Annotated in this window: 22 protein-coding genes and 2 pseudogenes; 16 read left to right on the top strand and 8 right to left on the bottom strand. The window is 37.6% G+C overall.

Annotation, left to right across the window (positions count from 1 at the left end):
- Positions 1–15: 15 nt before the first annotated feature.
- From B5473_RS05290 to B5473_RS05280, 3 genes are read left to right on the top strand one after another with little or no spacing between them, the layout of a single operon-like run.
- Positions 16–1980 carry a VirD4-like conjugal transfer protein, CD1115 family gene (locus B5473_RS05290; RefSeq protein ID WP_254865249.1) on the top strand — a complete coding sequence of 655 codons (1965 nt, stop codon included), beginning with the start codon at positions 16–18 and terminating at the stop codon, positions 1978–1980.
- Between the two features lie 18 nt (positions 1981–1998).
- A complete protein-coding gene (locus B5473_RS05285; RefSeq protein WP_023559429.1) occupies positions 1999–2223 on the top strand; it encodes a hypothetical protein in 225 nt (74 codons plus the stop codon).
- Entirely contained in the window at positions 2213–3826 is a 1614-nt protein-coding gene (locus B5473_RS05280) for an ArdC-like ssDNA-binding domain-containing protein (protein ID WP_254865248.1), read from the top strand. Before B5473_RS05285 ends, B5473_RS05280 begins: the two co-directional genes overlap by 11 nt.
- Before the next feature lie 69 nt (positions 3827–3895).
- Here the strand turns inward: B5473_RS05280 and B5473_RS05275 are convergent, their stop codons facing one another.
- Positions 3896–4057, bottom strand: coding sequence for an IS3 family transposase (locus B5473_RS05275; RefSeq protein WP_226320904.1), 162 nt, complete (start codon positions 4055–4057; stop codon positions 3896–3898).
- Positions 4057–4194: pseudogene (locus B5473_RS21185) on the bottom strand (DNA/RNA non-specific endonuclease); the annotation flags it as partial. The pseudogene B5473_RS21185 and the gene B5473_RS05275, both read right to left, overlap by 1 nt.
- Before the next feature lie 499 nt (positions 4195–4693).
- Here B5473_RS21185 and bcrA point away from each other — a divergent pair.
- From bcrA to B5473_RS20825, 10 genes and pseudogenes are all read left to right on the top strand, one after another.
- Positions 4694–5233, top strand: a complete 540-nt coding sequence (gene bcrA, locus B5473_RS05270) for an efflux transporter transcriptional regulator BcrA (RefSeq protein ID WP_079523985.1) — start codon at positions 4694–4696, stop codon at positions 5231–5233.
- A gap of 11 nt (positions 5234–5244) precedes the next feature.
- Complete coding sequence (gene bcrB / locus B5473_RS05265) at positions 5245–5562, top strand: quaternary ammonium compound efflux SMR transporter BcrB (RefSeq protein ID WP_079523984.1); 318 nt, start codon at positions 5245–5247, stop codon at positions 5560–5562.
- Positions 5563–5579: 17 nt separating this feature from the next.
- Entirely contained in the window at positions 5580–5924 is a 345-nt protein-coding gene (gene bcrC, locus B5473_RS05260; RefSeq protein ID WP_003725292.1) for a quaternary ammonium compound efflux SMR transporter BcrC, read from the top strand.
- A gap of 199 nt (positions 5925–6123) precedes the next feature.
- Positions 6124–6699, top strand: a pseudogene (locus B5473_RS05255) (recombinase family protein).
- Between the two features lie 150 nt (positions 6700–6849).
- Positions 6850–7206 carry a glyoxalase superfamily protein gene (locus B5473_RS05250; protein WP_003725288.1) on the top strand — a complete coding sequence of 119 codons (357 nt, stop codon included), beginning with the start codon at positions 6850–6852 and terminating at the stop codon, positions 7204–7206.
- A 1288-nt stretch (positions 7207–8494) separates the two neighbouring features.
- On the top strand, positions 8495–8953 hold the full coding sequence (locus B5473_RS05240) for a JAB domain-containing protein (RefSeq protein ID WP_079523983.1): 459 nt from the start codon (positions 8495–8497) through the stop codon (positions 8951–8953).
- A gap of 459 nt (positions 8954–9412) precedes the next feature.
- Positions 9413–10081, top strand: a complete 669-nt coding sequence (locus B5473_RS05235) for a restriction endonuclease (RefSeq protein ID WP_079523982.1) — start codon at positions 9413–9415, stop codon at positions 10079–10081.
- A gap of 33 nt (positions 10082–10114) precedes the next feature.
- Positions 10115–11536: a competence protein CoiA gene (locus tag B5473_RS05230; RefSeq protein WP_079523981.1), complete on the top strand. Its 1422-nt coding sequence runs from the start codon at positions 10115–10117 to the stop codon at positions 11534–11536.
- Between the two features lie 589 nt (positions 11537–12125).
- Entirely contained in the window at positions 12126–12584 is a 459-nt protein-coding gene (locus B5473_RS05225) for a JAB domain-containing protein (RefSeq protein WP_079523980.1), read from the top strand.
- Between the two features lie 172 nt (positions 12585–12756).
- A complete protein-coding gene (locus tag B5473_RS20825) occupies positions 12757–13107 on the top strand; it encodes a DUF6075 family protein (protein WP_079523979.1) in 351 nt (116 codons plus the stop codon).
- Between the two features lie 72 nt (positions 13108–13179).
- Here B5473_RS20825 and B5473_RS05215 read toward each other — a convergent pair whose 3' ends face one another.
- The 3 genes from B5473_RS05215 to B5473_RS21140 form a co-directional block, all read right to left on the bottom strand.
- Positions 13180–14640, bottom strand: a complete 1461-nt coding sequence (locus B5473_RS05215; RefSeq protein ID WP_079523978.1) for an Msr family ABC-F type ribosomal protection protein — start codon at positions 14638–14640, stop codon at positions 13180–13182.
- A gap of 107 nt (positions 14641–14747) precedes the next feature.
- Positions 14748–15932, bottom strand: a complete 1185-nt coding sequence (locus tag B5473_RS05210) for an MFS transporter (RefSeq protein WP_217349712.1) — start codon at positions 15930–15932, stop codon at positions 14748–14750.
- Positions 15933–16321: 389 nt separating this feature from the next.
- A complete protein-coding gene (locus B5473_RS21140) occupies positions 16322–16366 on the bottom strand; it encodes an erythromycin resistance leader peptide (protein WP_106408210.1) in 45 nt (14 codons plus the stop codon).
- A 314-nt stretch (positions 16367–16680) separates the two neighbouring features.
- Between B5473_RS21140 and B5473_RS05205 the strand changes: the two genes are divergently transcribed.
- A complete protein-coding gene (locus tag B5473_RS05205; RefSeq protein ID WP_079523976.1) occupies positions 16681–17286 on the top strand; it encodes a recombinase family protein in 606 nt (201 codons plus the stop codon).
- Between the two features lie 358 nt (positions 17287–17644).
- Here B5473_RS05205 and B5473_RS05200 read toward each other — a convergent pair whose 3' ends face one another.
- The 3 genes from B5473_RS05200 to B5473_RS05185 all read right to left on the bottom strand — a co-directional run bounded on the left by B5473_RS05200 (position 17645) and on the right by B5473_RS05185 (position 21623).
- Entirely contained in the window at positions 17645–18400 is a 756-nt protein-coding gene (locus B5473_RS05200; protein ID WP_079523975.1) for a hypothetical protein, read from the bottom strand.
- Between the two features lie 88 nt (positions 18401–18488).
- Positions 18489–19427 (bottom strand): hypothetical protein, encoded by a 939-nt coding sequence (locus tag B5473_RS05195; protein ID WP_079523974.1) that lies wholly within the window; start codon positions 19425–19427, stop codon positions 18489–18491.
- 783 nt (positions 19428–20210) lie between these two features.
- Positions 20211–21623 (bottom strand): restriction endonuclease subunit S, encoded by a 1413-nt coding sequence (locus B5473_RS05185; protein ID WP_079523972.1) that lies wholly within the window; start codon positions 21621–21623, stop codon positions 20211–20213.
- 348 nt (positions 21624–21971) lie between these two features.
- Here B5473_RS05185 and B5473_RS20605 point away from each other — a divergent pair, with 348 nt between their 5' ends.
- Complete coding sequence (locus tag B5473_RS20605; RefSeq protein WP_176142020.1) at positions 21972–22109, top strand: hypothetical protein; 138 nt, start codon at positions 21972–21974, stop codon at positions 22107–22109.
- Positions 22110–22258: 149 nt separating this feature from the next.
- Positions 22259–23674 (top strand): MFS transporter, encoded by a 1416-nt coding sequence (locus B5473_RS05180; protein ID WP_079523971.1) that lies wholly within the window; start codon positions 22259–22261, stop codon positions 23672–23674.
- The last annotated feature ends 546 nt before the right edge of the window (positions 23675–24220 follow it).

The following is a 24220-nucleotide window of genomic DNA, read 5'->3' as shown; positions in this document are numbered from 1 at the left end:
AAGGCGTGAACTTCTATGAAAAAGACTTTCCAAAAAGGGGCTGGCCTCAAGATATTCGTAGCATTCGTGCTGTCATTTTTAGTCGGATACGCAATCACCGGCCTTCTCCGGTTCTTAAATGGTGGGGGAACGTTGAACACGCTCCTCCTCGACTTCAAAGGGACCTTCACATTCCTGATGGAGACGGACCAGCGTTCTCAGCTGTTAGTGGCCATCCTATCTATCGTTTTCTTTGGTTGGTTCCTCTCGAAGATGCGCTTGAGAACGATCTCCTATGAAGACGCCCATGATTTTGGGGTCCACGGATCGGCACGGTTCACGAAACCGGCTGACGTATTGAACGGCAAGTATTTCTCTGAAAAGAACCGGTATCAGACGAAGCAACCCGAGAAGACCCTTCAGCAACTCGAAAACGGTCTGATCGTCGGGAAAGTTCCTGATAAAAAACAGCTGATGATCATTCCACGCTCGACAGAGATCGATAACCGAAACGTCTACATCGTCGGTTCCAGTGGGAGTGGTAAAGGACAGTCTTACGTCATCCCGAACCTCATCAACAATCGAGAAGAGACATTGATTGTGACGGACCCGAAAGGGGAACTGTTCGAACAGACCGCAGCAATCAAACGCAAGCAAGGCTATAAGGTCTACCAGATCGACTTCATCAACTTCAATCAGGATAACTATAACTTGCTCGACTATGTATTTGATGACCAAGATGCGCAAAGCGTCTCCGTCACCATCGCCAAGAACTCGACGAAAGACGGAAAAGAAGACTTCTTCATGGAGCGTGCACAGAAGATGCTTGCCGGACTCATCGTCTATTGCAAGACCGAGATTCCGAACGCAAGCATGCAGGACGTACTCAATGCTTTCAATGAACATGTCGCACCTGATGAGGAATCGTTTCGGAACTGGGTAGATGAAGACCTTGGTCCACATCATCCGGCCTATCAGTTACTAAAAGGGCTCACAACGCTTGGAGGCAACACCCGAACAAGTGTCACGTCATCCTTTGCTTCACAGGTCAGCATCTTTACGCTGAAGAAGATCAGTGAGATGACACGTACAAGCGACTTCAACTTCCGGGAGTTCCAAGAACAGAAAAGTATCTTATATGTAAAACTGCCGATGGATGAGAACCCGTTCACAGCGCTCACATCCGTATTCTTCGACCAATTGATCGCACAGTTCTATAAGATGGCTGATGAGAACCGAGGAAAACTCAAGATCCCGACCATCTTCTTGTTAGATGAGTTCCCGAACATCGGAAAGATCGACAAGTACGGTCGCGTGCTCGCTACCTGTCGAGGTCTCGGTCTATCGATGAACACCATCGTCCAAGACAATGGCCAGATCGAATCGTTGTATGGAAAAGAGATGGCACGTTCCATCCTCTCGAACCATGACGCGTTATTGTTCTTGCGAAGCAAGGACATGGAGACCATCAAGTACTTCTCACAGCTTGCCGGGGAGACGACAGCGAAGGTTCAGACCGGTTCCTCTAGCCAAAGTGGGGGCTTCATGAGTGGAAAATCCAGTTCCAGTCAAAGTACGACCGAGCAATATGTAAAGCGCTCGTTGATCTCAGAAGGGGACCTTGCCAGCATCGCCAAGAACGACTGTTACCTGTTCGTCAGTGGACTCTATCCATTGAAACTACAGAAGGCATGGCAATCCGAAGTATTCGGAGATTATGTGGAGCGTCATACAGCAAGTGAACCGGTACCAAGTGCAGTAAAGAAAGAGGCTGCATTCACGAAACCGTCCGTTCCACAGGTCACGGATACTGAGACGAACGTAAACGGTGGACGTTCGGTCCAAATCATCGAGGAAGAGATCGATCAATCTGACCTGTTCGACCTGACAGATGAGGGACTTGAAGAAGAATGGGAAGAACAGCAACAGAAAAGAGACGACCTCTCGGTCGAAGAACGCCTGAAGGAACACGAAGCGACCGACCTGCGGACACTCTTATAAGCGAAAGGGGAGAAGGATATGCTTGTCACGATCAGTGAGATACTCGCAAGTGATAAACGGATATTGAGCTTTTATGACCCAGTGCCGTTCGAGGCACTTACATATGAAGGTCTTCTCGATCTAGAAGAAGATGTGAGGGATTATGCAATCACCTGTTATAGCCCGGTCAAGGTTCCTGGACGCAGTGAACCTCTCTACGAGGCCTGGTATATTCGAAAGGACGTGATGAACTATGTCGACTAAAGTAGACCTTACAGAGATCAATGAACGTCTGGAGAAGAACTTGGAAGAGATGTTCACGAACGGTCGCTTTCAAGAGATGCTGAATGTGATGGCAAGTGGACACCATTATTCGTTCAACAATGTGGTCATGATCGCCTCACAACGTCCAGACGCTACGATGGTCCGTGGATTCAAGCAATGGCAAGCTCTTGGTCGCCATGTCATGAAAGGCGAGAAGGGAATCGATATCTTGGTACCGACCTTTAAGAAAATCGAGGTCCAAAAAATCAACGAACAGACCGGGGAGGTCTTGCGTGACAAGAACAGAGACCCTCAATCTGAAGTACGCCAGAGTATTACAGGATTCACCATCGGAAAGGTATTCGATGTAGCACAGACGGATGGCAAAGAGATTCCGAACGTACGTGACTTCATTCAAAAAGACCTACAGTCACCCGAGTCGCTACAGGAACTCTACGACCGATTCATCCAACAGACGAATACCAATCTTCAGGAACTCACGATCCGTGAAGAAGAACATGCAGACAAATCATACGGAGGCTACTACAGCCGAAAGGATGAGGAAATCGTCATCAACTCAGCTGTTGCCAAGACGACCGAGCAAAAGTTTCGAGTCCTCATCCACGAATACGCACACAGTCAGTTGCATCATAAAGAGAGTGCGATCAAAGACCTTCCAAGAGGACATAAAGAGGCGCAGGCCGAATGTGCTGCGTATATCGTCTCTCAGTATTACGGACTGGATACCGACCTTTCTTCTACCGGTTACATCGCTACATGGGCTCAAGACTTGAACCTTGCGAAACAGGCGATCAAAGAGGTACAGGACGTCTCGAAAGAGACGATCGAATACATCAACGGCATGCAAAGTGAGAAGATCAAAGAGTTCTATCAATCCATCGATCCAGAACAGGTCAAAGAATCGATTGAATCCAAGCTAGGTGTATCTTTTGAAGACAAACCGACATTACAACTGTTTGACAGCAAGAACGGATTAGTCATCTACGCAAAGGTCGAACAGAGTGAACGTGACCAGCATCATTTCTTACGTACCAACACAAACCGGATTCTACCGATTGATGAGCTGACTGAACGCTATCATGTACTGAATGTATTAGAAAACAAGGGACAGCTCGTGGAAGAATACAAAAAGGTTGAGGATATTGTAGAAGTGACGAAGCTTGAAGAAGGAAAATACGCTGTGACAGTCGAAGGTGGAGGAAGCTCTCAACGGTCCTTTTTCAAGAAATCCGAGGCGGAACGATTCATCGATAAATCAGGTATTGCACAGTCTCTTAATACAGATAAATTCTTGAGTCAGACAAAGCATAAGGATGCACCGAGACTTGAACAACTAAACTCGAACCACCTGAATGCTCGACTTGCGAAGGTACTAAAGCAACCCAATCTACAAGCTGAATCAAAACATGGTATCACGATAGGATGGGAACTTGTGAAGAATCCTCAGATCCAATCAAAAACAGATTTTGAAAAACATCTAGATGGTTTGAATCCACATCTAAGTTCAACGAAAGAGTTAAAGAGTACCTTCCTTCAATTAGATCGAGGCACGAGGGAAAAAGAACACGAAAGAGAAAGATAATACTTAACCCCCTCAGACAACTGAACTGCGCGCTGTCAAGTAGATAGTAAAAAAGAAAAAAGGGTAGAACTAAGCTGCGACCTGGTATCGATACTCTATCGGTGCCAGGTTGTTTAATTTCTGTTGATAGCGTTCCTCATTATAGAATCGCATATAGCAATCGACCTCCTCGACCAGTTCCTCATAATCTTTATACTTCTTCAATTCATAGCTCTCGCATTTGAAATACAATCTGGATATGTGATGATTGCCTCAAAGTCAGTGACACCACCTGCACTTCGAATCAAACTCTCCATATAGATTTGGTCGCCATGGCGGTTGAGCGTGCTGTCTTGAGGAGTAACATTGTAAGCATTAGACACACCACCAGTATAGGATATTCTTTTAAGAGATAAAACCTTTTATCTGTTGATACACCTCGATTTGAGCGATGAATAAAACTAAATGATGAACAAAACTTAAAATTCCTACACTTCTATCGTAGGGTTAGTGTAAGAAAGATGCGTATTTACAACCTTAATGAATCCAAGAAATACTATTTAAGCAAGATTTCTAGGATTTTTGTTTGCGTCCAAACTTTTATTTGGGAACGTTATTTTGAATGATTTTGCATACTTCATAAATCTTTAATGAACTAAGGTAACTTGAATTTTGAGGCGCTTCTTCAACAATGGCGCTTCTTATATGTAATAAGGACGCTGGTTCATATGTCAGAATAGCGCCCTTTAACAGAATCATTTTCTAAGAAACAATACAAACTTTGATTCTGGAACATCCCTATCAAAATAAATTCAAGGTAAGTTTATTTTGACAAAAAACCGTCCGGACGGTATAATAATCTCATGGAATAATAAAAGGAGGGTAATCATGTCAGCAAAAGGACAGGACAAAAGAGCGCATCTACTAAATGCTGCAATAGAATTCTTAGGTTCAAACGATTTTGATACTTTGACATTAGAAGCAGTCGCAAAGCAAGCCAATGTTAGCAAAGGTGGTTTATTGTATCATTTCCCCTCAAAAGAAGCATTATATGCTGGAATAACTGAATTTATTTTTCAAGACTTTGTATACCGATTTAATGAATTAGCTGAGAATGATCCTATAGAAAAAGGAAAATGGACTCGCGCCTTAATACATGCCTACACTGATGATTTAAACAATTCTCAAGTTCTAAATATAGCATTTCATTCTTTTTCGAAATTGAATCATACTGTTACAGAAAACATCCTTGTCCACTTCGAGTATATTCAATCAAAAATTGATGAGGATGGTATTGACTCTGTACTAGCAACAACAATTCGGCTTACTCTCGATGGTCTTTATTATTCCGAGTTCTTTAAGTTGGGACAAATCAATTTTGACTTACGAGAAAAAATCATCGAAAAATTAATTGAATCTACAACCTAGGAGGATATCACATGAATCCATATGTATTATTAATTAGCTCAATCTTATTTGAAGTATTCGGAAGTTCTATGATGAAGGCATCAAATGGCTTTAAGAAATTAGTCCCTACAGTTGGTTTAGTAATAGGTATGGGGAGTGCTTTTTATTTTCTCTCCAAAGCATTAGAACACATTCCGTTAGGAACTGCTTATGCAATATGGTCTGGTGCAGGTACTGCTCTTACTGCGATTGTTGGTATTCTTGTTTGGAAAGAAAAGTTTAATCTAAAAATATTACTTGGCTTACTAATCATTATAGCTGGTGTTGTGGTACTTAAATTGTCTCATTAAAGGAAGGTTGATGGATTATGAAAGGGTATGTTGCATTAGGAATTGCGATTATTGGTGAAATATTCGGAACATCTATGTTGAAATTATCTGAAGGATTTACGAATATATACCCCACAATTGGAGTAGCAATTGGCTTCTTCATAGCGTTCTATACATTATCATTGTCTTTAAAAACTTTGCCTTTAAGTTTAGCTTACGCAATCTGGTCAGGTGTAGGAACAGCTCTGACAGCTTTAATAGGTGTTTTGGTGTGGAATGAACCATTTAATATTCTTACATTTATTGGTTTAGTTATGATTGTCGGTGGAGTAATTATACTTAATCAAAGATCTGCTGACACGAAAACAAGCACTTCTCATTAATTAAATGGTATGAGTTCCTTATTGGTATGAGAACATCTTACTTCTTAGAGGGGCAGCATCCCGATTATACGGATTTACAATGATAAAGCAGGAAACCTTGTACAATAAGGTTTAATCTATTGAGATATAATCGAAATTACGTCAAATAAAGCGATTTAGTGTTTTATTGTATGACTTGTCTCAAAAACGAGGTGAAATTTTGAAGAAAATCGGTTATGTACGCGTCAGTTCGACTAGCCAAAATCCTTCAAGTCAATTTCGGCAATTGAACGAAATTGGAATGGATATTATTTATGAAGAAAAAATTTCAGGAGCAACAAAAGATCGTGAACAACTTCAAAAAATGTTAGAGGATTTACAGGAAGGAGACATTATTTATGTTACAGATTTAACTCGGATCACTCGAAGTACGCAAGATTTATTTGAATTGATTGATTTAATACGAAATAAAAAGGCAAGCTTAAAATCACTTAAGGATACATGGCTAGATTTATCAGAAGATAATCCATATAGTCAATTCTTAATTACGGTAATGGCTGGTGTTAACCAATTAGAGTGAGACCTTATTCCTATGCGTCAGCGTGAAGGAATTGAGCTCGCAAAGAAAGAAGGGAAGTTTAAAGGACGGTTAAAGAAATATCATAAAAATCACGCAGGAATGAATTATGCAGTAAAGCTATATAAAGAAGGAGGTATGACTGTAAATCAAATTTGTGAAATTACAAATGTGTCTAGGGCTTCATTATATAGAAAGCTGTCGGAAGGGAAAAAATAGTCGTTCCCTATTCCATTAAAGGGCCATTTAATGGAGTAATTTAGGTGTTCAAATGAGGGAATTTGATATAATGCTTATTAAGCTATAGAGCAAGAGAATATAACTTAATGATTGGATATAAGAGGTATAACATAATATGAGGAGGTCAATATGCAAAAAGTAATTCCTGCATTACGCATAACTGACTATACAAGAAGTAAGGAGTTCTATATAGATGGGATGGGTTTTCAAATTGACTGGGAACATCGATTTGAACCGCATTTTCCTGTTTTTGCGCAGATCACCAAAGATGAAATGACTATTTATTTGACTGAACATACTGGTGACTGCCAAGTAGGTGGATTAGTACACTTTTTTGTTCCAAATGTTGACAACTGGTACAGCGAATTAAAGAGCAAAAAAGAAGTCCGTATCATTGAGCCTCCAAATGAGGATCTTGAAGGGCTTCGCATGATGACAGTCGTAGATCCTGATAACAATCAATTACGCATTTGTACTTGTTTATAAAAAATCTCATCATATAAAGGTGTCGTTTCAGCGATAAAATAAAGTACAGGTACTGGAAACTAATCTACCATTAAAGGGCGCTTAACTTTAACAAGAATACAAAAGAAAGGAGCAGGATTTTTAATATCCAGCTCCTTCTTTATTGTTAAATAATGCAATTCTTTTTATTAAGGACGCTATCTACAAACAGTGATTAGCGTTCATTGTATTGAACTGGAGGAAGAATTACATATTGTAGGAACTTATTGATTATGAAATAATTGGTATAAAGTGTGAGGCACTGTCATTTAGTAGAATAACACATTATAGGAAAATAAATATTGAGACCCTTAGGTTTTGGCATACCATTTATCATACTGGCAATATTTATTTCTAAAGTGAAGCTACTAACAAAGTATTCTTCAGGTTTCTTGAAACTAGGTGGAATATTAATGATAGCAATTGGGTTAATTCTATTCTTTAATAAAATGTTTTATTTATATATTTGGATGAATCGAATAATAGAATTATTTGAATAGGTAAAATCGGTTGTGACTTTAGCATCTTCCATTATCGGGCGCGTTTCTGGAGTAACTAAAAAAGTCCAATTTCTCAATTTTAATACTGAGAAATTGGGCTTTTTAATATTGTAATTTCCTTAACGTTGTAAATCCGCATTTTCCTGACTGTACCCCTACATGGATTGATTAGTCGAATAGTCATCTGTAAATAAATTCAATCTATATGTTCATGATATCCCAAGTATATCTATTTGTAGATGTATTTCTCAAGATTGTTTAGAAACTAGTTAATCTATTTCTTTTGGGCGACTGCACTAGAGCGACTAAAAGTGCATCAATTCGCTCTACGTGTCGCTTCGTCCTAAAAAAGCCGAGAATCACAGGCTGTATCCTAACGGACAGCCTATAGATTCCTGTCTTTCTTTTCACGGACGAACGAGTCGGAAACCCAAGAGCATGCCAATCAGAGGGTAGCCAACAGCTGGCTACCTTTTCTTGTCGTTATTTTTTGCTTTTGGCCACCGGAGCGTACACATCCACAGCCTGTCTAAAGACCAAATACGGACAGATTCCACGGCTTCGCCCTATCCCTATTTCGTCTCAAGACAGGAGATCTCAGTTCAAGGGGCGAAAAACTTTTTATACCGGCTGCGCTAAAAACTTTTGCGCTGAGACCCTTGACCGGATCTCTAGGTGGTGTATCCGTCCTCCTTACCAAAAGGCAAAAAATAATCCCTTTTGGGACTACTTCCGCCCGGCGGACCAAAAATTGAAAGGGAGCGATACACATGCAACTCGAAAAAATCATTGAAATCACACGAATCAAACAGGAAATCAAAGAGGTCGAGGAAGCGTACAAAGACATCTTGCCTGAGAGAATCAAAGGAGCAACAGATGCACTCGATTTTGCACAGGCACTCATAGGAGATGAAGACCGTGAGGTGTTCCTCGTCATGTGTCTCAACATCAAGAATGAGATTACAGTCGTCCATCGTTGTCACGTAGGCGCTTTAGGAGCAAGCATCATCCATCCACGCGAGGTCTTCAAGTCAGCTATCATGAGTAACGCCCACAGCATCATTGTTGCCCACAACCATCCATCCGGTAACTGCCAGCATTCTCCGGAAGATGTCAAAGTCAGCGAACGGTTGATAAAGGTCGGTGAAATATTAAATATCGAAGTTCTCGACTCGTTGATAGTGAGCCATCAAGACGCTGTTTCTTTAAAAGAACTCAGAGTCATCTGAAAAAGCCCTCCTCTGAGGGCTTCTCAGAGGATTTTAGGTGTACACTTCATTCATCACAAAACAAAAAAGTAAAGGCCTCAGAATGCGAATCTCAGCATAGAAGATTCACATTCTGAGGTAAATACGATTGAATTTCTCAAGTTCAAGGTGGACGAAGCATCTAAACGAGGTTTGCTCTACCTAGATACTTCGTCTTGATCGTCTAAGAGCATGGACTGGATTTTTCGGGTCCATGCTAGCCATCTGACTAGCGCCCCCTTTAAAATCCATTTTTATCATCGTCCTTCCCCCTAAGATAACCTGTATCTCCATATAAAAACTGGAATGCTTATATCTCTTGAAAAATCTATTTCATTTTAAAGATTAGTTGTATACTTGTATCAAAATCTATTTTTGTAATATCATGCCACTTCATTTGATTGGCATGCTTTTATAATTTCTTGGAATGAGGGGAAGATATTGAATGGACTTCAATACATGTTCGAGGAGTATACACGGAACGAATGGTTGATTATTGCTTTATTGCCTTTGCTTCTTATGAGCATCTTTGCATTGAGTCGATCTGTTACTCTTTCAAAGAATGTACATATAAAAAAATATGTCGCTACAATCGATCCTGAAAGACTCGCAAGTCATATCCCTTCAATGAAGGATGTTAAGATACTTCAACAGCAACTCAAGACTGAAGGTCTGGACCATTCATCACTGACTATTCGACAGGCCATCACCTTTGCCGTCGGAGAAAGACGGAAAGAAAAACGTTCAACTGTAGACATCGCTTCCATTGATACGATGAGTGGCGTACAGTTTGAAAAATTTCTTCACTCCTATTTTTCTCAGAATGGATACCGAGTCTCCCTTACGAAGACATCAGGTGACCAAGGAGTCGACCTGATACTTTATAAAGAGGAACGCAAAATCGCAGTCCAGTGCAAACGATACAAGCCCTCAAATAGAGTGACGAACACTGCTGTCCAAGAAGTTTTGACAGGAAAAATCTATTACGACTGTACTGAAGCATGGGTTATCACAACATCGACCTACACACCTCATGCCATTCGGCTTGCTAATAAGGTAGGTGTGCGATTGATAGACCGTGCTGGACTTATCAAATTACTAAAAGATTGATTCATAAATCTTATGTCTGAGGTGAATAAGTGAATGTTTGTAGCTGTCGACAATGCTGGAAGAAAAGTAAATCCATTAGATAATAATCTAGATGAATTACGTCTCATGTCAAACTCTAAACAGTTGCTGTGTCCAGAGTGTTTGACAGGTGTACGTTTCGCTGCAGGACCACGAGTCACTGCTCACTTTAAACATATCCACCTCCTTGATTGCACATATGATTCAGAACCTGAGACCGCTGAACATTTAAAAGGTAAGATGTTGATTCGAAATTGGTTGCTCGAACAGTTTCCGGAAGCTCAAGTAGAATTTGAATATAAGATAAAAGAGACCAATCAACGTGCTGATGTCATAGCTATTTTGCCAGACGGTAAAAGAATGGCCTTTGAGATGCAGTGCTCCAAGATACCAGGTTCGGTATGGAAAGAAAGGCATGCCCTCTACAAGTCTGCGGGTATTCAAGATTTTTGGATACTTGGTGAAAGCGTACATCGATACGGCAAGAGTGAGGGGATAAAGGATGCTTCAAAACATCAACTGGTATCTCTTGCTTCAGCTATTTATGAGGAGAAGAATGCTTTATTTTTTCTTGATACAGATTTCAAAAGCTTTAGAGCTCTCTATCAACATAAGATGAGTTACTGGCATTCAGATACTATCATCGTAGTTCACGAAGAAGGATTCTCTTTGAATGAAGCTAAAGTATATAAACAATTTATAGGTACTGATCGAATACGAAATGAATTTAAATCTTGGTACACAAGAAAGTTAGAAGTTGAGCAAGAAGAAAAGAGAGAAGAAGAAAGGGAGCGAAGAGAAAGAGAAATCAGCGAAAAAAAGAAAGCTGAGGCAATCAAACTCAGAGAGAAACTTACATCTGAATATATTCGTTCATTAAACTATGATTCATTGGAATCTGTAACAAAGATGATGACCTCGACTGAAAAAGAATACTTTGAAAGGTTGCTGAAGAAACACGGGTTTTCAGATGACAATTTCCCAGGAGTGTTTAATGTATTTACCGATTATAACTATTTGTTCCGGACCCCATCTCATCTATGGCAGCTTTGGATATATGACAAGTATATCTATCGTAAGAGCCCCACATTTCAAAAAATCTGGGTACCAAAGATTAAAGACGAGATGTATCGACTGAGAGAAGTTGGTGTCTTCCATTTCAATTATACATATGGTGATGATCATTTTTCATTCGCTATATACGACTATCTCAGAAAACTCTCTTCACTTGGAATCGTTGAGAAACTTGGTTATACAACAAAGTATCAACAAGTCATAGTAAATAAGCTTCCACCTTTGACAGGTCCAGATGTACATCGTGATGTGGCTTTTCATTTGTCATTCGAAAATGATGCTCTTCTTATACAATCCGCTCGAAAGAAAGAGATTGAAGAGTCTTTTCTATTTTACAGAGAGCTGGTTGAGAAATCGTATTGATGATTTTTTAGATGATATTTAGTTTCTAGATCGAGATTATATAGACTTTCTTGTTTTAGATACAAAGGATTTCTAGCTATAGCATTTTTATTTAGGTACTATATCGGGCGACTGCACTAGAGCGACTAAAAGTGCATCAAGTCGCTCTACGTGTCGCTTCGTCCTAAAAAAGCCGATAATCACAAGCTGTATCCTAACGGACAGCCTGTAGATTCCTGTCTTTTTCTTCACGGACGAACGAGTCGGAAACACAAGAGCATACCAATCAGAGGGTAGCCAACAGCTGGCTACCTTTTTTTGTCGTTATTTTTTTCTTGTGGCCACCGGAGCGTACACACCCACAGCCTGTCTAAGGACCAAATATGGACAGATTCCATAGCTTCGCCCTATCCCTATTTCGTCTCAAGACAGGAGAGTCCAGTTCAAGGGGCGAAAAACTTTTTATACCGGCTGCGCTAAAAACTTTTCCGCTGAGACCCTTGACCGGCCCTCTAGGTATTGTATCCGTCTTCCTTACCAAAAGGCAAAAAATAATCCCTTTTGGGACTACTTCCGCCCGGCGGACCAAAATTGAAAGGGAGCGATACACATGCATTTTGAAAAAATCATTGAAATCACACGGATCAAACAGGAGATCAAAGAAATCGAAGAGTCATATAAAAGTTACCTACCGGAGAAGATAACGGAACCCATAGATGCCATCAAATTTGTTCAGGCACTCATAGGAGATGAAGACCGTGAGGTGTTCCTCGTCATCTGTTTGAACGCTAAGAACCAGGTCATTACCGTACACCGCTGTCATACAGGGTCATTAGGTGCCAGCATCGTCCATCCTCGGGAGGTCTTCAAGACAGCCATTATGAACAATGCTCACAGCATCATCGTTGCCCATAATCATCCTTCAGGTCACTGTCAATGTTCATCGGAAGATGTTAGTGTGAGTGAAAAATTGGTTGAGATAGGCAAAATTTTAAATATCGAGGTCTTGGATTCTTTGATTGTCAGTCATAAAAACGGAGTCTCATTGAAAAAACAGATGTACATCTGATAAACCCTCTCCGGAGGGTTTTCAGTTTATTAAATTTCAACACTAGCCACCCAATTATTCTAAGGCGTTCCTAAGAAAGCTACCATTTAGAAGGCTGGAAATGATATGCTAATTGTAAGATTACATTCAAAGAAAAACATTAAATGAAGAGAGATGAAAGGGGCCCTAAACATTGTCATTGTTTACAGAAAGCCATCACATATTGTATAACGAAGCGCTACAAAAACTTAACTCTTATCAACAGAGGAGCCATGAATACCAGACGCTAATCTATGTCCTTACTGGTAATGACGAACTTGTCAAAAAAGCTCTTCCTTACCTAACTGATGGTGGGTTCAGTTCGGACAGATGCTTTAAAGAACAGGATTTTTCAAGGGGCACGGCAAGTCTATTGAAGCTTGCAGTCCATCTATATAATGCGAACGAAGACTGTACACCACTTGAACTCGTTGAGAATCTCGATTCAGATTCTTTCCAACTGGCGATGAATGCTGTCTACTTAAGAAAATACGGTTTAAAATAAAGCACTAAAACCTAAGAAGAGTGATTTTCGTCACTCTTCTTAGGTTTTTTAAAATGTAAAAATAGATAAACACTATAGAACCGTTAATTTTTTTTTGTCAATTTTATATCGTAAATCCACTACATTTTGCACAAATACCTCATCATGTGAAACAAGCAATATCGTCCCATCATAACTCTTTATAAAGGTTTCTAGCGCCTTAATAGCATGTAAATCTAGAAAGTTAGTTGGCTCGTCTAATAAAAGTATATTAAATGCTCCGAGAAAAAGAAGACACAACTGTAAACGTATAGCCTCTCCACCACTTAACGATGTCAGTTTCTTTTGAATATCTGTACCTGTGAAATCCATAGTATGGAGAACAGACCTCAAAAATCCTTCATCAAAATCTGAATGTTTTTTTACATATTCAATTAGAGTGTCATCACCTGTAAATCGATAACTAGTTTGTTGAAAATAACCTATCTTTGCTTTTGGAGAGATTGTTAATGCCTCGTCTCTTCGTGCAATCAACTTTAGTAAAGTGCTTTTCCCACTTCCATTCGGACCTAAAATCGCAATCTTTTTTCCTCTTGGAAATTGGAAGCTTGCTTCATCTAATAAAATTTTTTCTTCAACTTTTATAGTTAATTGATTTGCCATGACAGGAAAAGAATTGTGTAATTCCAATGTTTCTTGTTTGGGAAAGATTATACTTTTTTCAATTCTTAAAGGATCAACTTCTTCAAGTTGCTCAATCCTTTGCTCAATTGCTTTCGCAGCTCGGTGTACTGATTTCTGTCCGGTTCCTTTTGATTTAGATTCAAACATTCTGTTTGCTTTAGATTTACTTTCCTTTTTTGACATTCGACCTGACTGTGTAATCTTTTCCGCTTTTTTCATTTTATCTTGGGCAGCTCTTTCAAGACGACTCTTTTCTTTCTGAAATTGTTCTCTAGCCTGAAGTTGCTGGTTCCGCTCTCTTTCTTTTTGTTTCGCATAGTAACTATAGTTCCCCGTATAGACGCTTACCTGTGCGTCCTGAACTTCCCAGATTGATGTAACCAGCTCGTCAAGGAGCTTCCTATCATGACTTATAATAATTAACGCTCCATAATAGTATCGAAGCTCATCAATTACAAAGGAAGTACCTTCCGAATCAAGGTGCGTTGTTGGTTCATCTAGTAAAAGAGCTTCATGATATTGCGAAAATAGTTGAACTAATTTTAACCTCGACTCCTCTCCACCACTTAAGTAATTCATGTTCTGTGGAATGTTCAATTTCCCTAATAAAGAATAATCATATTCACTATCTAACTTTTCTGGTGTTTCCATTTGCTTAAAGTGACCGAACTCGACAGCCTTTAATACTTGACCTTTTTCAGGCTCAATCTGACCCGTTAGTAATTTCATTAGTGTAGTCTTTCCTGCACCATTTTTCCCAACAATCCCAATACGATCAAATTGATGAATAGCTAAATTTTCAATTCTCAAGACCTCTTTATCTAAAAAGGAGAGTTCAATATTTTTTAGTTCAAAACAAATTTTTTCCATTGTGCTACCTCCGAAATTTTTAATTTCGTACCGATAGCCATAATCGATACGAGCCTTACTTCAAGCCCGTATTAATAAAACAATAAAAACTGCATTACTTTCTCCTCCTAGTTCATCTTATAAGTGATAATCGCATTTACCACGATCAAACATCCTGTAACAGCAAATAATACGGCTATATCCGTGACTTCTGCAATAATTCCTGCCACCCCAAAACCTAAGGGTGTTGCAAGAAGTGACAGACTCGTTATAAAGCTAAATGCCCGTCCCAACAATCGAGGTTCAATTTCAGTTTGGATGAACGCATAAAATGGCGCTGAAAACAGCGGCCCCGACAGCCCCATAAAAAAACTTAGTCCAATAAATATGAAGAAAGCTGAGGGAACCAGCAGACCTGAAATCAGTAAAGCTCCACCTAATAAGGCCATACCGGCGGCCATGGTTTTTCCTTTACTATATCGATCTCCTACGAATCCCACCAAAACTCCCCCAAGAATTAAACCGATTGCAAATGTGATTTCTACAATTCCGGCTTCTATGACGCCTCTTTCGAAGTGATTACGAACCATTAGCGGAAAGTACGTTCCTAATGGAATGTACAGCACCGCTACGATGGTCATCACGATGACTAACTTAATTAGGAGTCGGTGCTGAGTAACCGCCTGATAGCCTTCTTTCATTTCCGTCACAAAGCTCAACGGTGCAGCGCTTTTATCCTCTGTCACTTTTGGAATATGAATAAACAAAAGAATGGAAGTGGCAATAACTGCTCCCAAGATGTCCAACAGTAATACCCATTCTATGGTGGCGATAGCCAACAATGAGACCCCTATTGCTGGTCCCACAATATTAGTAATCGAACTTACCATTTGCCCCCATCCTGCCACTTTTGTGTAATGTTCCTCAGGAACTAACAATGGAATAGAGGCCTGCAACGACGGTACGTGGAAGGCCGTTGCTATGGAACGTAAAATCAGTACTGAAATGATCAATACCAGGCTAGGCTCTTGGAAGTACATCGTGATAAATAGTATGAAACTTCCGAAAGCTACCGTCATATCAGCTAAAATCATCATCATCTTACGTGAGTAGCGATCAATGATGGTTCCGGCTATGGGTCCAATAAGCGCTTGCGGCAAAAAACCGGCTACTCCGGCCAATGCCAGAACAAGTGGCGAACCTGTAGCGTCGGTCAACCACCAGATGATACTAAATTGAACAGCAGCACTGCTCAATAGAGAAAAGAATTGTCCGGTGTATATAGCAAAAAGTCTTTTTTTCCAATTTTTCATTTCAATCGATACCTCCTGATCATATAGCGTATCGATTTTTCATCGATACGAGCTTATCGCATAAACAAACAAGCTCGTATCAATAGAAAAGCAAAGTCATCATGAGTAATTCCTCCATTCTCCTAGAAAATAAAAAACTCACAGACGGGTTATCTGTGAGTAAAAGTAAAGGGGATTCTACTAATCAATTTATACAAGGTAATTAAAGACAGTTTTTAGTACATAGTCCATCAAATTCTTGATTAAAGAAAACTACAGAATTATAAAAGGTAGAGTTATACACTCTTCTTTAACTACTATACCTCTATAAAAAAGTGAAGATTATTAAAAAAGGACAGACTTATCCCGTTTACTCTGATTTCACAAACAGAGCCTTTGAACGTATTCAATTACTGATTCAAAGTTGGGAAACGAAGTCTAATTGAGTGTGTCATTTTTTAATAACCCTCCTAATAATATTTAACTACATAAACAATTATATGCTAATTAACGAAGTTAGTCAAAAAGCTCTAATCAGAAACTGCATCTTTATAAAAACCATATATATATAGAATATCAATGACATATAAACTACACTTGACGTTCGTAAAAGTAGACTTTTACGAACCAATCTTAAATCTATCGTTTCAAACAAAATAAACGTCCGTAAATATATAAAAAATATTTACGGACGTTCATTTTATTTCATACACTTTTACGAACGTTTTTAAGTTATAATTAGATAAAACTGTAATTTCGGAGTGATACGATGGAAAATCGAAAATTTGGTTATATTCGAGTGAGTACAAAAGATCAAAATGAAGGGCGCCAATTTGATGCGATGATCAATATGGGAATCAATGAACGAGACATTTACATGGATAAACAAAGTGGGAAGAACTTCGACCGTCCACAGTATCAACTATTGAAACGGATCATTCGCAAAGGTGACGTGCTATACATTCATTCATTAGATCGGTTTGGGCGCAATAAAGAAGAGATTCTTAAAGAATGGAATGACCTGACCAAGAATCTTGAAGCTGATATTGTTGTTATGGATATGCCGTTACTAGATACGACACAGTATAAAGACAGTTTGGGAACATTTATTGCTGACCTTGTGCTGCAGATCCTTTCTTGGATGGCCGAAGAAGATCGAAATCGAATTCGAAAGAGTCAACGAGAAGGTATAGATACAGCACTAAAAAATGGAGTTAAATTCGGCCGGCCAGAGATAAAAATATCTGATGAGTTTGTGGAAGTATACAATAGATGGAAAGCTGAAGAAATTACAGCGGTGAAATCAATGGAGTTATTAAATATAAAGAAGACTACATTTTATAAGCTTGTTAAGCTACACGAAAAGAAAAAGTGAGTTGAGAAACCGCAAATCGCTCTTTGTCATTTTTATTAATTACAAATAATGATATGATTTTAATAATTACCCATCTACATACACCATACTATTCAAGAAAGAGGAATTACTATGAATCTGAATATACAAGTAAACAAAATCTATAATAAAAAAGAAGAGCGATCAGTCGAAGGGAAAAAAGTCTCTCCACCTATCCCTAAACCCAAAAAATAATTTCACTTGTCTGGGAGGAAATACAATGAAAAAACGAGCAGTTTCATCTACTACAAAAAGCAGACCAACTTCAAAAAAACCAGGAGGTAGAATCAAGAATTCTGTTGATGCACAGAAAGTCTCTCCACCTCCCAAGAAAGTATAGTTATTTGAATCTTTTAAAAGGTGTAGGTTTAGGTTTCTCTTTAGGATTATTGAAGTCTAATTCTTTTACGATAAATCCAGAACTAAAGTCCACATACACCTTTTTTATTTCATAATCATTATTATTTTTAATATCATCCTCCCAAGATTCGGTATCCTCTAAAACAAGTCCCTTGATACTTTCAAATGGTCGTGAAGCTTTTGTCATCGACCCTACGATGAATTTCTCGGGACTGTCTATTTTATGTACTATGTAAACCGCCTCTTTAACTCTTTTGCTTCTTGCCTTAAGCTCAGAACTTTTTTTATCTTCAGAATTAATTTGCTCTTCGTCAATTTTAATAAAGAATTCTTCCCAAACAGTAGAACCATTTGAATAATTTGCAATATTTCTAGCGTTACGAGTCTTATTGATTATTCGGACAAGGGTTCTGTGCCCCCATACACTCCAAATGACACTAAAAACATAACTTATGACTAAACTTATAAAAAGAAATAAAGTTAAATATTTCAAATCATTAGTAGCATTACTAAAATCCTCAATAGTTAAAATAGACTTTACATTACCGAAAACCTCTGCCCATAAATTTAATAAAAATAATGTGCTGAAACTTACCGGCAACCAGAGAAGAGCAGCAATGCCAGTGAGTTCTGGAGCAGAGTGCTTAGTAGGAGGTACTAAGCCAAAAGCTTGCAACCAGAAGTAAGTCATGATACCTGGCAGAATAAAAATAAATGTACTTATAAAGTTTTCCAATTGTATAACGCCACCTTTAGACAACATAGAATTTCACATGATTTAACAAATTTCCATACTAGTCCTTGAAGATAAGTTCTGACAGAATTTAAAGATCCTTAAAATACTCCATACAATTTTCACAAAATGATGCTTCAAATCCCATTTTACTTTCATTTCTAAAGACAAACCTTTCATTACACCTTGGTCCTGGACATGTTGTCAAGTCATCTTGTGTGGGCCTTATTCCACAACTCAGACAAATATATTGATCATCATACAGATGCAAAAAAGTGTCCCAATCACAATCAGGGCATTCATATAAAGGGGACTCCCCGCCGTCTTTAATATGGCTATATGTATCAACAAACATTTCAATATATTGAGTTGTAAAATTTTCGATATTCTTATCACAAAAATAGCAATGTGCGTCGCTTTCATCTATAAACTCTACAGTTTGCTGACTGCATATAGGACAATCTAAAAGTAGCTCAATTTCCTCTAACTTCTCTTCTATAACAATCATTTTTTCTTCTATATAGTCATCAAAACTACGTAAATACTCTTGAATCTCTAAATAAGTACTATCTTCGGATTCTAAAAATCCCTTCTCAACAAGTTCTAAATTAATAAAAGGTATTAGAAACGTGAATAGTTTTACAATATTGGATTTTAAAATATCTGAAGATATTACAAAATGATAATGTTCGGCCTTATTCCTTTCTTTTCTAAGCCATTCCATCTTTTCTAACAATTCATTATCAAATTCAACACCCACAACATTCTTTAATCTAGTAATCAAATTTTCATGATTTACACTAGCAAAATCTCCAGATACTAATTTTGATTTATCCGCCTTCTCTAAATTACTGAAAATTAAAGACCAATGTTCTTGAAATAGTATTTCCTTTAATAGCAACTGAGTTCCAGCATGTAAATTAATTAATGAATACTTTAGATCTTCGTCCTGATTCTTTATAGTTTCTAAAGATTTTGAAATAAAATGCATACCATTCTGAAGTAGATTTAAATTGAATTGAATCGACATTTATGTCTTCACCCTTCTTTGCACAAATCTATAGGCTCAATTATGTTTATACAAATTTATACTAACTCTATCAACCATAACTTTAGCACTCCCTATTCTGTAATGAGCCTAGTATTACGCCACTTCACGCGATAATTCATGGATTTTTTCTTTTATAGGTCTCTAAATGTTTTTCAGCGCGCTTTTTAATTTCAAATATTAATGAGAAGTTGAGTACATAATTTGTTTCATCTGAATAAGGATCCACGATTATATCTGACATAACTTACAACCCTTATTTAATGTTAATAAATCTAAAAGTGAGTTGGAAAACCATAACTCACTCTTTTTCCGTATTACGATTGAGTAAACTGACTTCATACCCTTCTAACTCTCGGGTAATTAAGTCTAACAGAGAATCCTTTATAATTTCTTTAGTACACTTATTATCTGTCTCTATCATGATAGCAATCCCTAATAGCTCCGTTTTCATCATACTTACCAAATGCAGAGTGTATAAATCCATATGATGCTCAACCACCTTTACTAATTGGAGTTAGCATATCAGAATTAATATCTGTTAGGTGCATTGTTACCAATTTGGTAAGCTTTTATTTCTAATATTCACAGATAGAACTTTTGAATAATCATTAAATATTATCTTGAACTTTGGAATCTGTGCTGTATTGAGAACTGCTTTTTAAAACAATGGTTTTGAAATATGTTTTGCGACAAATTCATATAAAAAGGAGAAGATTTTTATCTCCTCCTCACACGTATCAAAAACCATCGTTATTAAAAGGTTTATAATATTCTTTTTGTCATTCTTAAAAGCTCTTCAATTTTAGCAACAATTCTTTTCTGTTCTTTAAGGGGTGGTATAGGAATTAATAAATTATTAAAATTTGTGTCGTTTATCGCAGGATAAGTAGCTCCAAGCATTTTAGCTCCCACGCTGTAATTAAAGAAAGGAGACTTCAATACGTAATATAGAAACTTATTATTTATATAAATTGGTCTCATTACAACAAATGCTGTACTCGCAATAGCCGGATGCTCAAACTCTCTATCAACTATGGCGATATTTTGCAAATATGGTCTTACTGTAGAATAAATCACATCACCAGAATTTATAATTTTCCTAGCTCGAGACGGTGCTTCAAGTGGTGAGATGATACTATACTCATCCCTTATTCGCCCCTTACTATTATCTATCGAGGAAACGTCAATATAACAAAACTGTACTTCTGGTTTTACTTGACCTTCGTTATAATAAATCTCTTTAATCCTCACCCATTCCCAACTTCTAGGTATATCGAATGGAATTTCCTCATCATTTATAGGAGGAAGAGATTTTTCTTTCTTAATTACTTTTTTTTGTACTAAAAGTTCTTTTTCTTTACGAATATGTTCAATTAATATAGTTGCAGACTCTTCATTGGGATCTTGTTCCACCAATTTCCCCTGCATAGCATAGTCTAGAATTGAAATTTCAAGTTTTGATGGAAATGTCTCATTAATTTTTACAGATTCTTCATAAAGCAAATCATACTTTTGTAATTTTAAAACTAATTCCTCTATTTTCTTTACTATGCGCTTTTGTTCATTTAAAGGTGGCAACGGTAAAAGTAATTTCTTGAGATTTTGGGCATTAACATTCGGTTGTCCCGTTCCTGCTGACATTCCTCTAAGTTGTTGCCAATATATTTCACTTTGAAGAAAGTAAGTTAAGTACATTTCATCAATATCAGTTAGAGGTTGAACTCTTATCAGATACGATGCAAATACAGATTCTTCCTTGACATCGGTTATTAAAAAGCTTTTACCAATAGTTCCTCCTGTACGAGCTATCAAAATATCTCGATTCTTGAGAATAATTGAATCTATTTTTTTTTCATCTACATTACAATAAGGGACATTCGCCCAATCTACATAATTATTTTGAATATCTGTAATTCGCAATAACTTTGCGTTGCCTTTGTCTTGAGCCGATGCAGTATAGCCATAATGAACTTTTGAAGATATTTCTCCTAACCTTACCCATTTCCAACTTTCAGGAATATCGAATGGAATATCCTCTTCATTTATTAGGGGTAAGGGCAATTCCTTCTTAATTAAATTTTCCTTAATTAGCCTTTCTTTTTCCTCGCTAATTCTTCCTAGTAAAATTTCGGCTGATTCTTCGTTAGTATCTTGTAGAACTAATTTACCTTGCATTGCATAGTGTAGGTTTAAAATAAAGTTTGATCAAAAAAATCTCATATACCCGTATTTTACTTGCAAATAAAAGAGCCCATTTTGAAAAAAAGATTGATCAAAATGGATTCTTCTCCATCAGATTTCAATTTGGTTTTTATAAAAAAGTTTAATCATTTTAATAAATTCCAGAAAAGGATACATTTTTTATTCACATTATTTGTTATCTCGTTCTATTCCATCAATCCATAGCCATACACTTAAATATCCTACTGTTAATCAAACTTACATACTTTTTAAATCTTGTTTTGCATACATATTTATGATACTATTCTAAGTAACCATTTTCGTAAAAGGAGGCTAAAAGCAATGGAAGCGGTATTGATGAATACAGTATGTGATACAATCATTAAAATTTCTGGAGATTTAAATACCACAGGATACGTATGTCCTTTTTCAAAAGAAGAATACCGCAACCGAAGCTTTTTCAAGCCTATTTTTCGTTGATACGAATAAATAGATTTTAGCACGTAAAAGGTATCGGTTAATATATAACCGATACCTTTTTATTTTTGTCGAAGTAGAGGTGACAATTATGGTGAAATCAATTGATATTGCCTCCTAAAATAGTAATAAAATTTTAGGAGGCTGAAAAAATGAGTAATCAAATAAAAAATAACTATAGTGAACAAAACCATGATTCAAATAAACTTTTAATAGTTGTCCTAGCCCTTTCAGTATTAATGGCTGCCATTACCGTTGATATGGTCACACCCGTTCTAGGTATGATAGGAACAGATCTGGGGGGATCTGAAGCTCAAGTTAGTTGGGTTGTCAGTGGTGTCGCCCTTGTACTTGCAATAGCGATTCCATTTTACGGACGTATGTCTGATTTTCTAGAAGTAAAAAAGCTATTCACAATAGGTATTTTAACCCTAACAATCGGTAGTTTAATTTGTGCCCTTGCTCCTAACCTGTCTATTTTAGTATTTGGAAGAATGGTTCAAGGTGCTGGAATGGCTTCTATACCTGTGCTCTCTGTTGTAGTGGTATCTAAAATTTATCCACCAGGACAACGCGGTAGCGTTTTGGGAGTTATTGCTGGTTCTATTGGTATTGGAACTGCTGGGGGGCCGATCTTTGGTGGCATTATAGGTCAATGGTTAGGCTGGCATTCTCTTTTTTGGATTGTATTTTGTTTAGGATTATTAATCGCCATAGGTGCGCAAATTTCTATGCAAAAAATGGTTCCAACAGATATTGAAGAACCAAAAACCTTTGATATCGTAGGAGGGATTTTGCTCGGACTTACAGTAGGTTTATTATTGTTAGGTATTACGCTTTCTGAGACCTACGGTTTTGGATCTTATCCAACAATAGTAAGCTTAACCATCTCGCTGTGCGCCTTAATTGCATTAATTTTTCGAACTGCAACAGCTAAGCAACCTTTTATTCCACCGGTTCTATTGAAGAACCACTTATATGTGAGTTCTGTTTTAATCGTCTTTTTCTCGATGTTTGCCTACTTCTCCATACTTGTGTTCGTTCCGTTACTTGTTGTTGAGGTCAATGGATTGACCCCAGGAGAAGCAGGAATGACACTACTTCCTGGAGGTGCGGCTGTCGCCATTTTATCACCAATGGTAGGAAAGTTATCTGATCGTGTTAATCCTAAAATCCTCTTAATTACAGGTTTGGCAGTTATGGGGATTTCCACATTATTCATGTCAGTATTTGCTGGATTCTCACCTATCTTTTTTTCGATTGGTGTTTTAGGTATTGGAGTTGCTTTTGCGTTAATTAACTCACCTGCTAACAATATTACAGTAGCTGCACTATCCAAAGAGCAAGTTGGAGTGGGTATGGGACTGTTTCAAGGTGCACTGTATCTTGGTGCCGGAACTGGTGCAGCATTAATTGGGGCTTTACTGTCTGCACGTCGTGAAGTTGGCAGTGCTTTAAATCCACTTTATCGGTTAAGTGCCCCTCACTATTCCGATATCTTTTTAGTGGTAACAATCATCACAGCAATTGCTCTTGTCATAACATCGACTTTGAACCAAAAGTCATAATTAGATGGGAAGCTGGGTCAATTTACTAGCTTCCCTTTTTAGTTTGTTTGCTTTAGTTGTCTGTAAGACATAATCTAAAAATCCTTTTTCCACTGGCCAAATTTTGAAAGGACAACAAAATACTTTTTAAAAGAATACGTTCTAAGTATGCACCTCTATTTCTTTTAAACTAACTTATTTAACAATAATTCACTCCTATGTCGAACACCTTTAGAACTATGCTTCGCCTTCATCACAATAACATCCTGATTTTCAATAATCTTTAATGATTTACTCGTCCAAGTGCCATTGTCATTAATGGGGTCCCGAGCGCCTACGAGGAATTTGTATCGATAAGAAATAGATTTAAAAATTTCGCTGTTATTTTGTACATTTAACTTGACGGTGACATCTCTCTATTGTGAGTTATTAGTGGTACAGTTTTCAACCGTTTTAATTATAAAAAAGTGGTGCATTTTTAAATTGGCACAAACAGGTAACGGTTATTGCAGGTGTATTTCTTATCTATGGGTTTAACATGGATTTTATCATTAAAATCATGAGTAT

The organism is Solibacillus isronensis, assembly GCF_900168685.1.
Lineage (GTDB): Bacteria > Bacillota > Bacilli > Bacillales_A > Planococcaceae > Solibacillus > Solibacillus isronensis_A.
This window is presented reverse-complemented; position numbering and strand designations above follow the sequence as displayed.

Coding starts and splice junctions, on each gene's coding strand:
- B5473_RS05290 (WP_254865249.1), top strand. CDS start 16: ATGAAAAAGACTTTCCAAAAAGGGGCTGGCCTCAAGATATTCGTAGCA.
- B5473_RS05285 (WP_023559429.1), top strand. CDS start 1,999: ATGCTTGTCACGATCAGTGAGATACTCGCAAGTGATAAACGGATATTG.
- B5473_RS05280 (WP_254865248.1), top strand. CDS start 2,213: ATGTCGACTAAAGTAGACCTTACAGAGATCAATGAACGTCTGGAGAAG.
- bcrA (WP_079523985.1), top strand. CDS start 4,694: ATGTCAGCAAAAGGACAGGACAAAAGAGCGCATCTACTAAATGCTGCA.
- bcrB (WP_079523984.1), top strand. CDS start 5,245: ATGAATCCATATGTATTATTAATTAGCTCAATCTTATTTGAAGTATTC.
- bcrC (WP_003725292.1), top strand. CDS start 5,580: ATGAAAGGGTATGTTGCATTAGGAATTGCGATTATTGGTGAAATATTC.
- B5473_RS05250 (WP_003725288.1), top strand. CDS start 6,850: ATGCAAAAAGTAATTCCTGCATTACGCATAACTGACTATACAAGAAGT.
- B5473_RS05240 (WP_079523983.1), top strand. CDS start 8,495: ATGCAACTCGAAAAAATCATTGAAATCACACGAATCAAACAGGAAATC.
- B5473_RS05230 (WP_079523981.1), top strand. CDS start 10,115: ATGTTTGTAGCTGTCGACAATGCTGGAAGAAAAGTAAATCCATTAGAT.
- B5473_RS05225 (WP_079523980.1), top strand. CDS start 12,126: ATGCATTTTGAAAAAATCATTGAAATCACACGGATCAAACAGGAGATC.
- B5473_RS05215 (WP_079523978.1), bottom strand. CDS start 14,640: ATGGAAAAAATTTGTTTTGAACTAAAAAATATTGAACTCTCCTTTTTA.
- B5473_RS05210 (WP_217349712.1), bottom strand. CDS start 15,932: ATGAAAAATTGGAAAAAAAGACTTTTTGCTATATACACCGGACAATTC.
- B5473_RS05205 (WP_079523976.1), top strand. CDS start 16,681: ATGGAAAATCGAAAATTTGGTTATATTCGAGTGAGTACAAAAGATCAA.
- B5473_RS05195 (WP_079523974.1), bottom strand. CDS start 19,427: ATGTCGATTCAATTCAATTTAAATCTACTTCAGAATGGTATGCATTTT.
- B5473_RS05185 (WP_079523972.1), bottom strand. CDS start 21,623: ATGCAAGGTAAATTAGTTCTACAAGATACTAACGAAGAATCAGCCGAA.
- B5473_RS20605 (WP_176142020.1), top strand. CDS start 21,972: ATGGAAGCGGTATTGATGAATACAGTATGTGATACAATCATTAAAATT.
- B5473_RS05180 (WP_079523971.1), top strand. CDS start 22,259: ATGAGTAATCAAATAAAAAATAACTATAGTGAACAAAACCATGATTCA.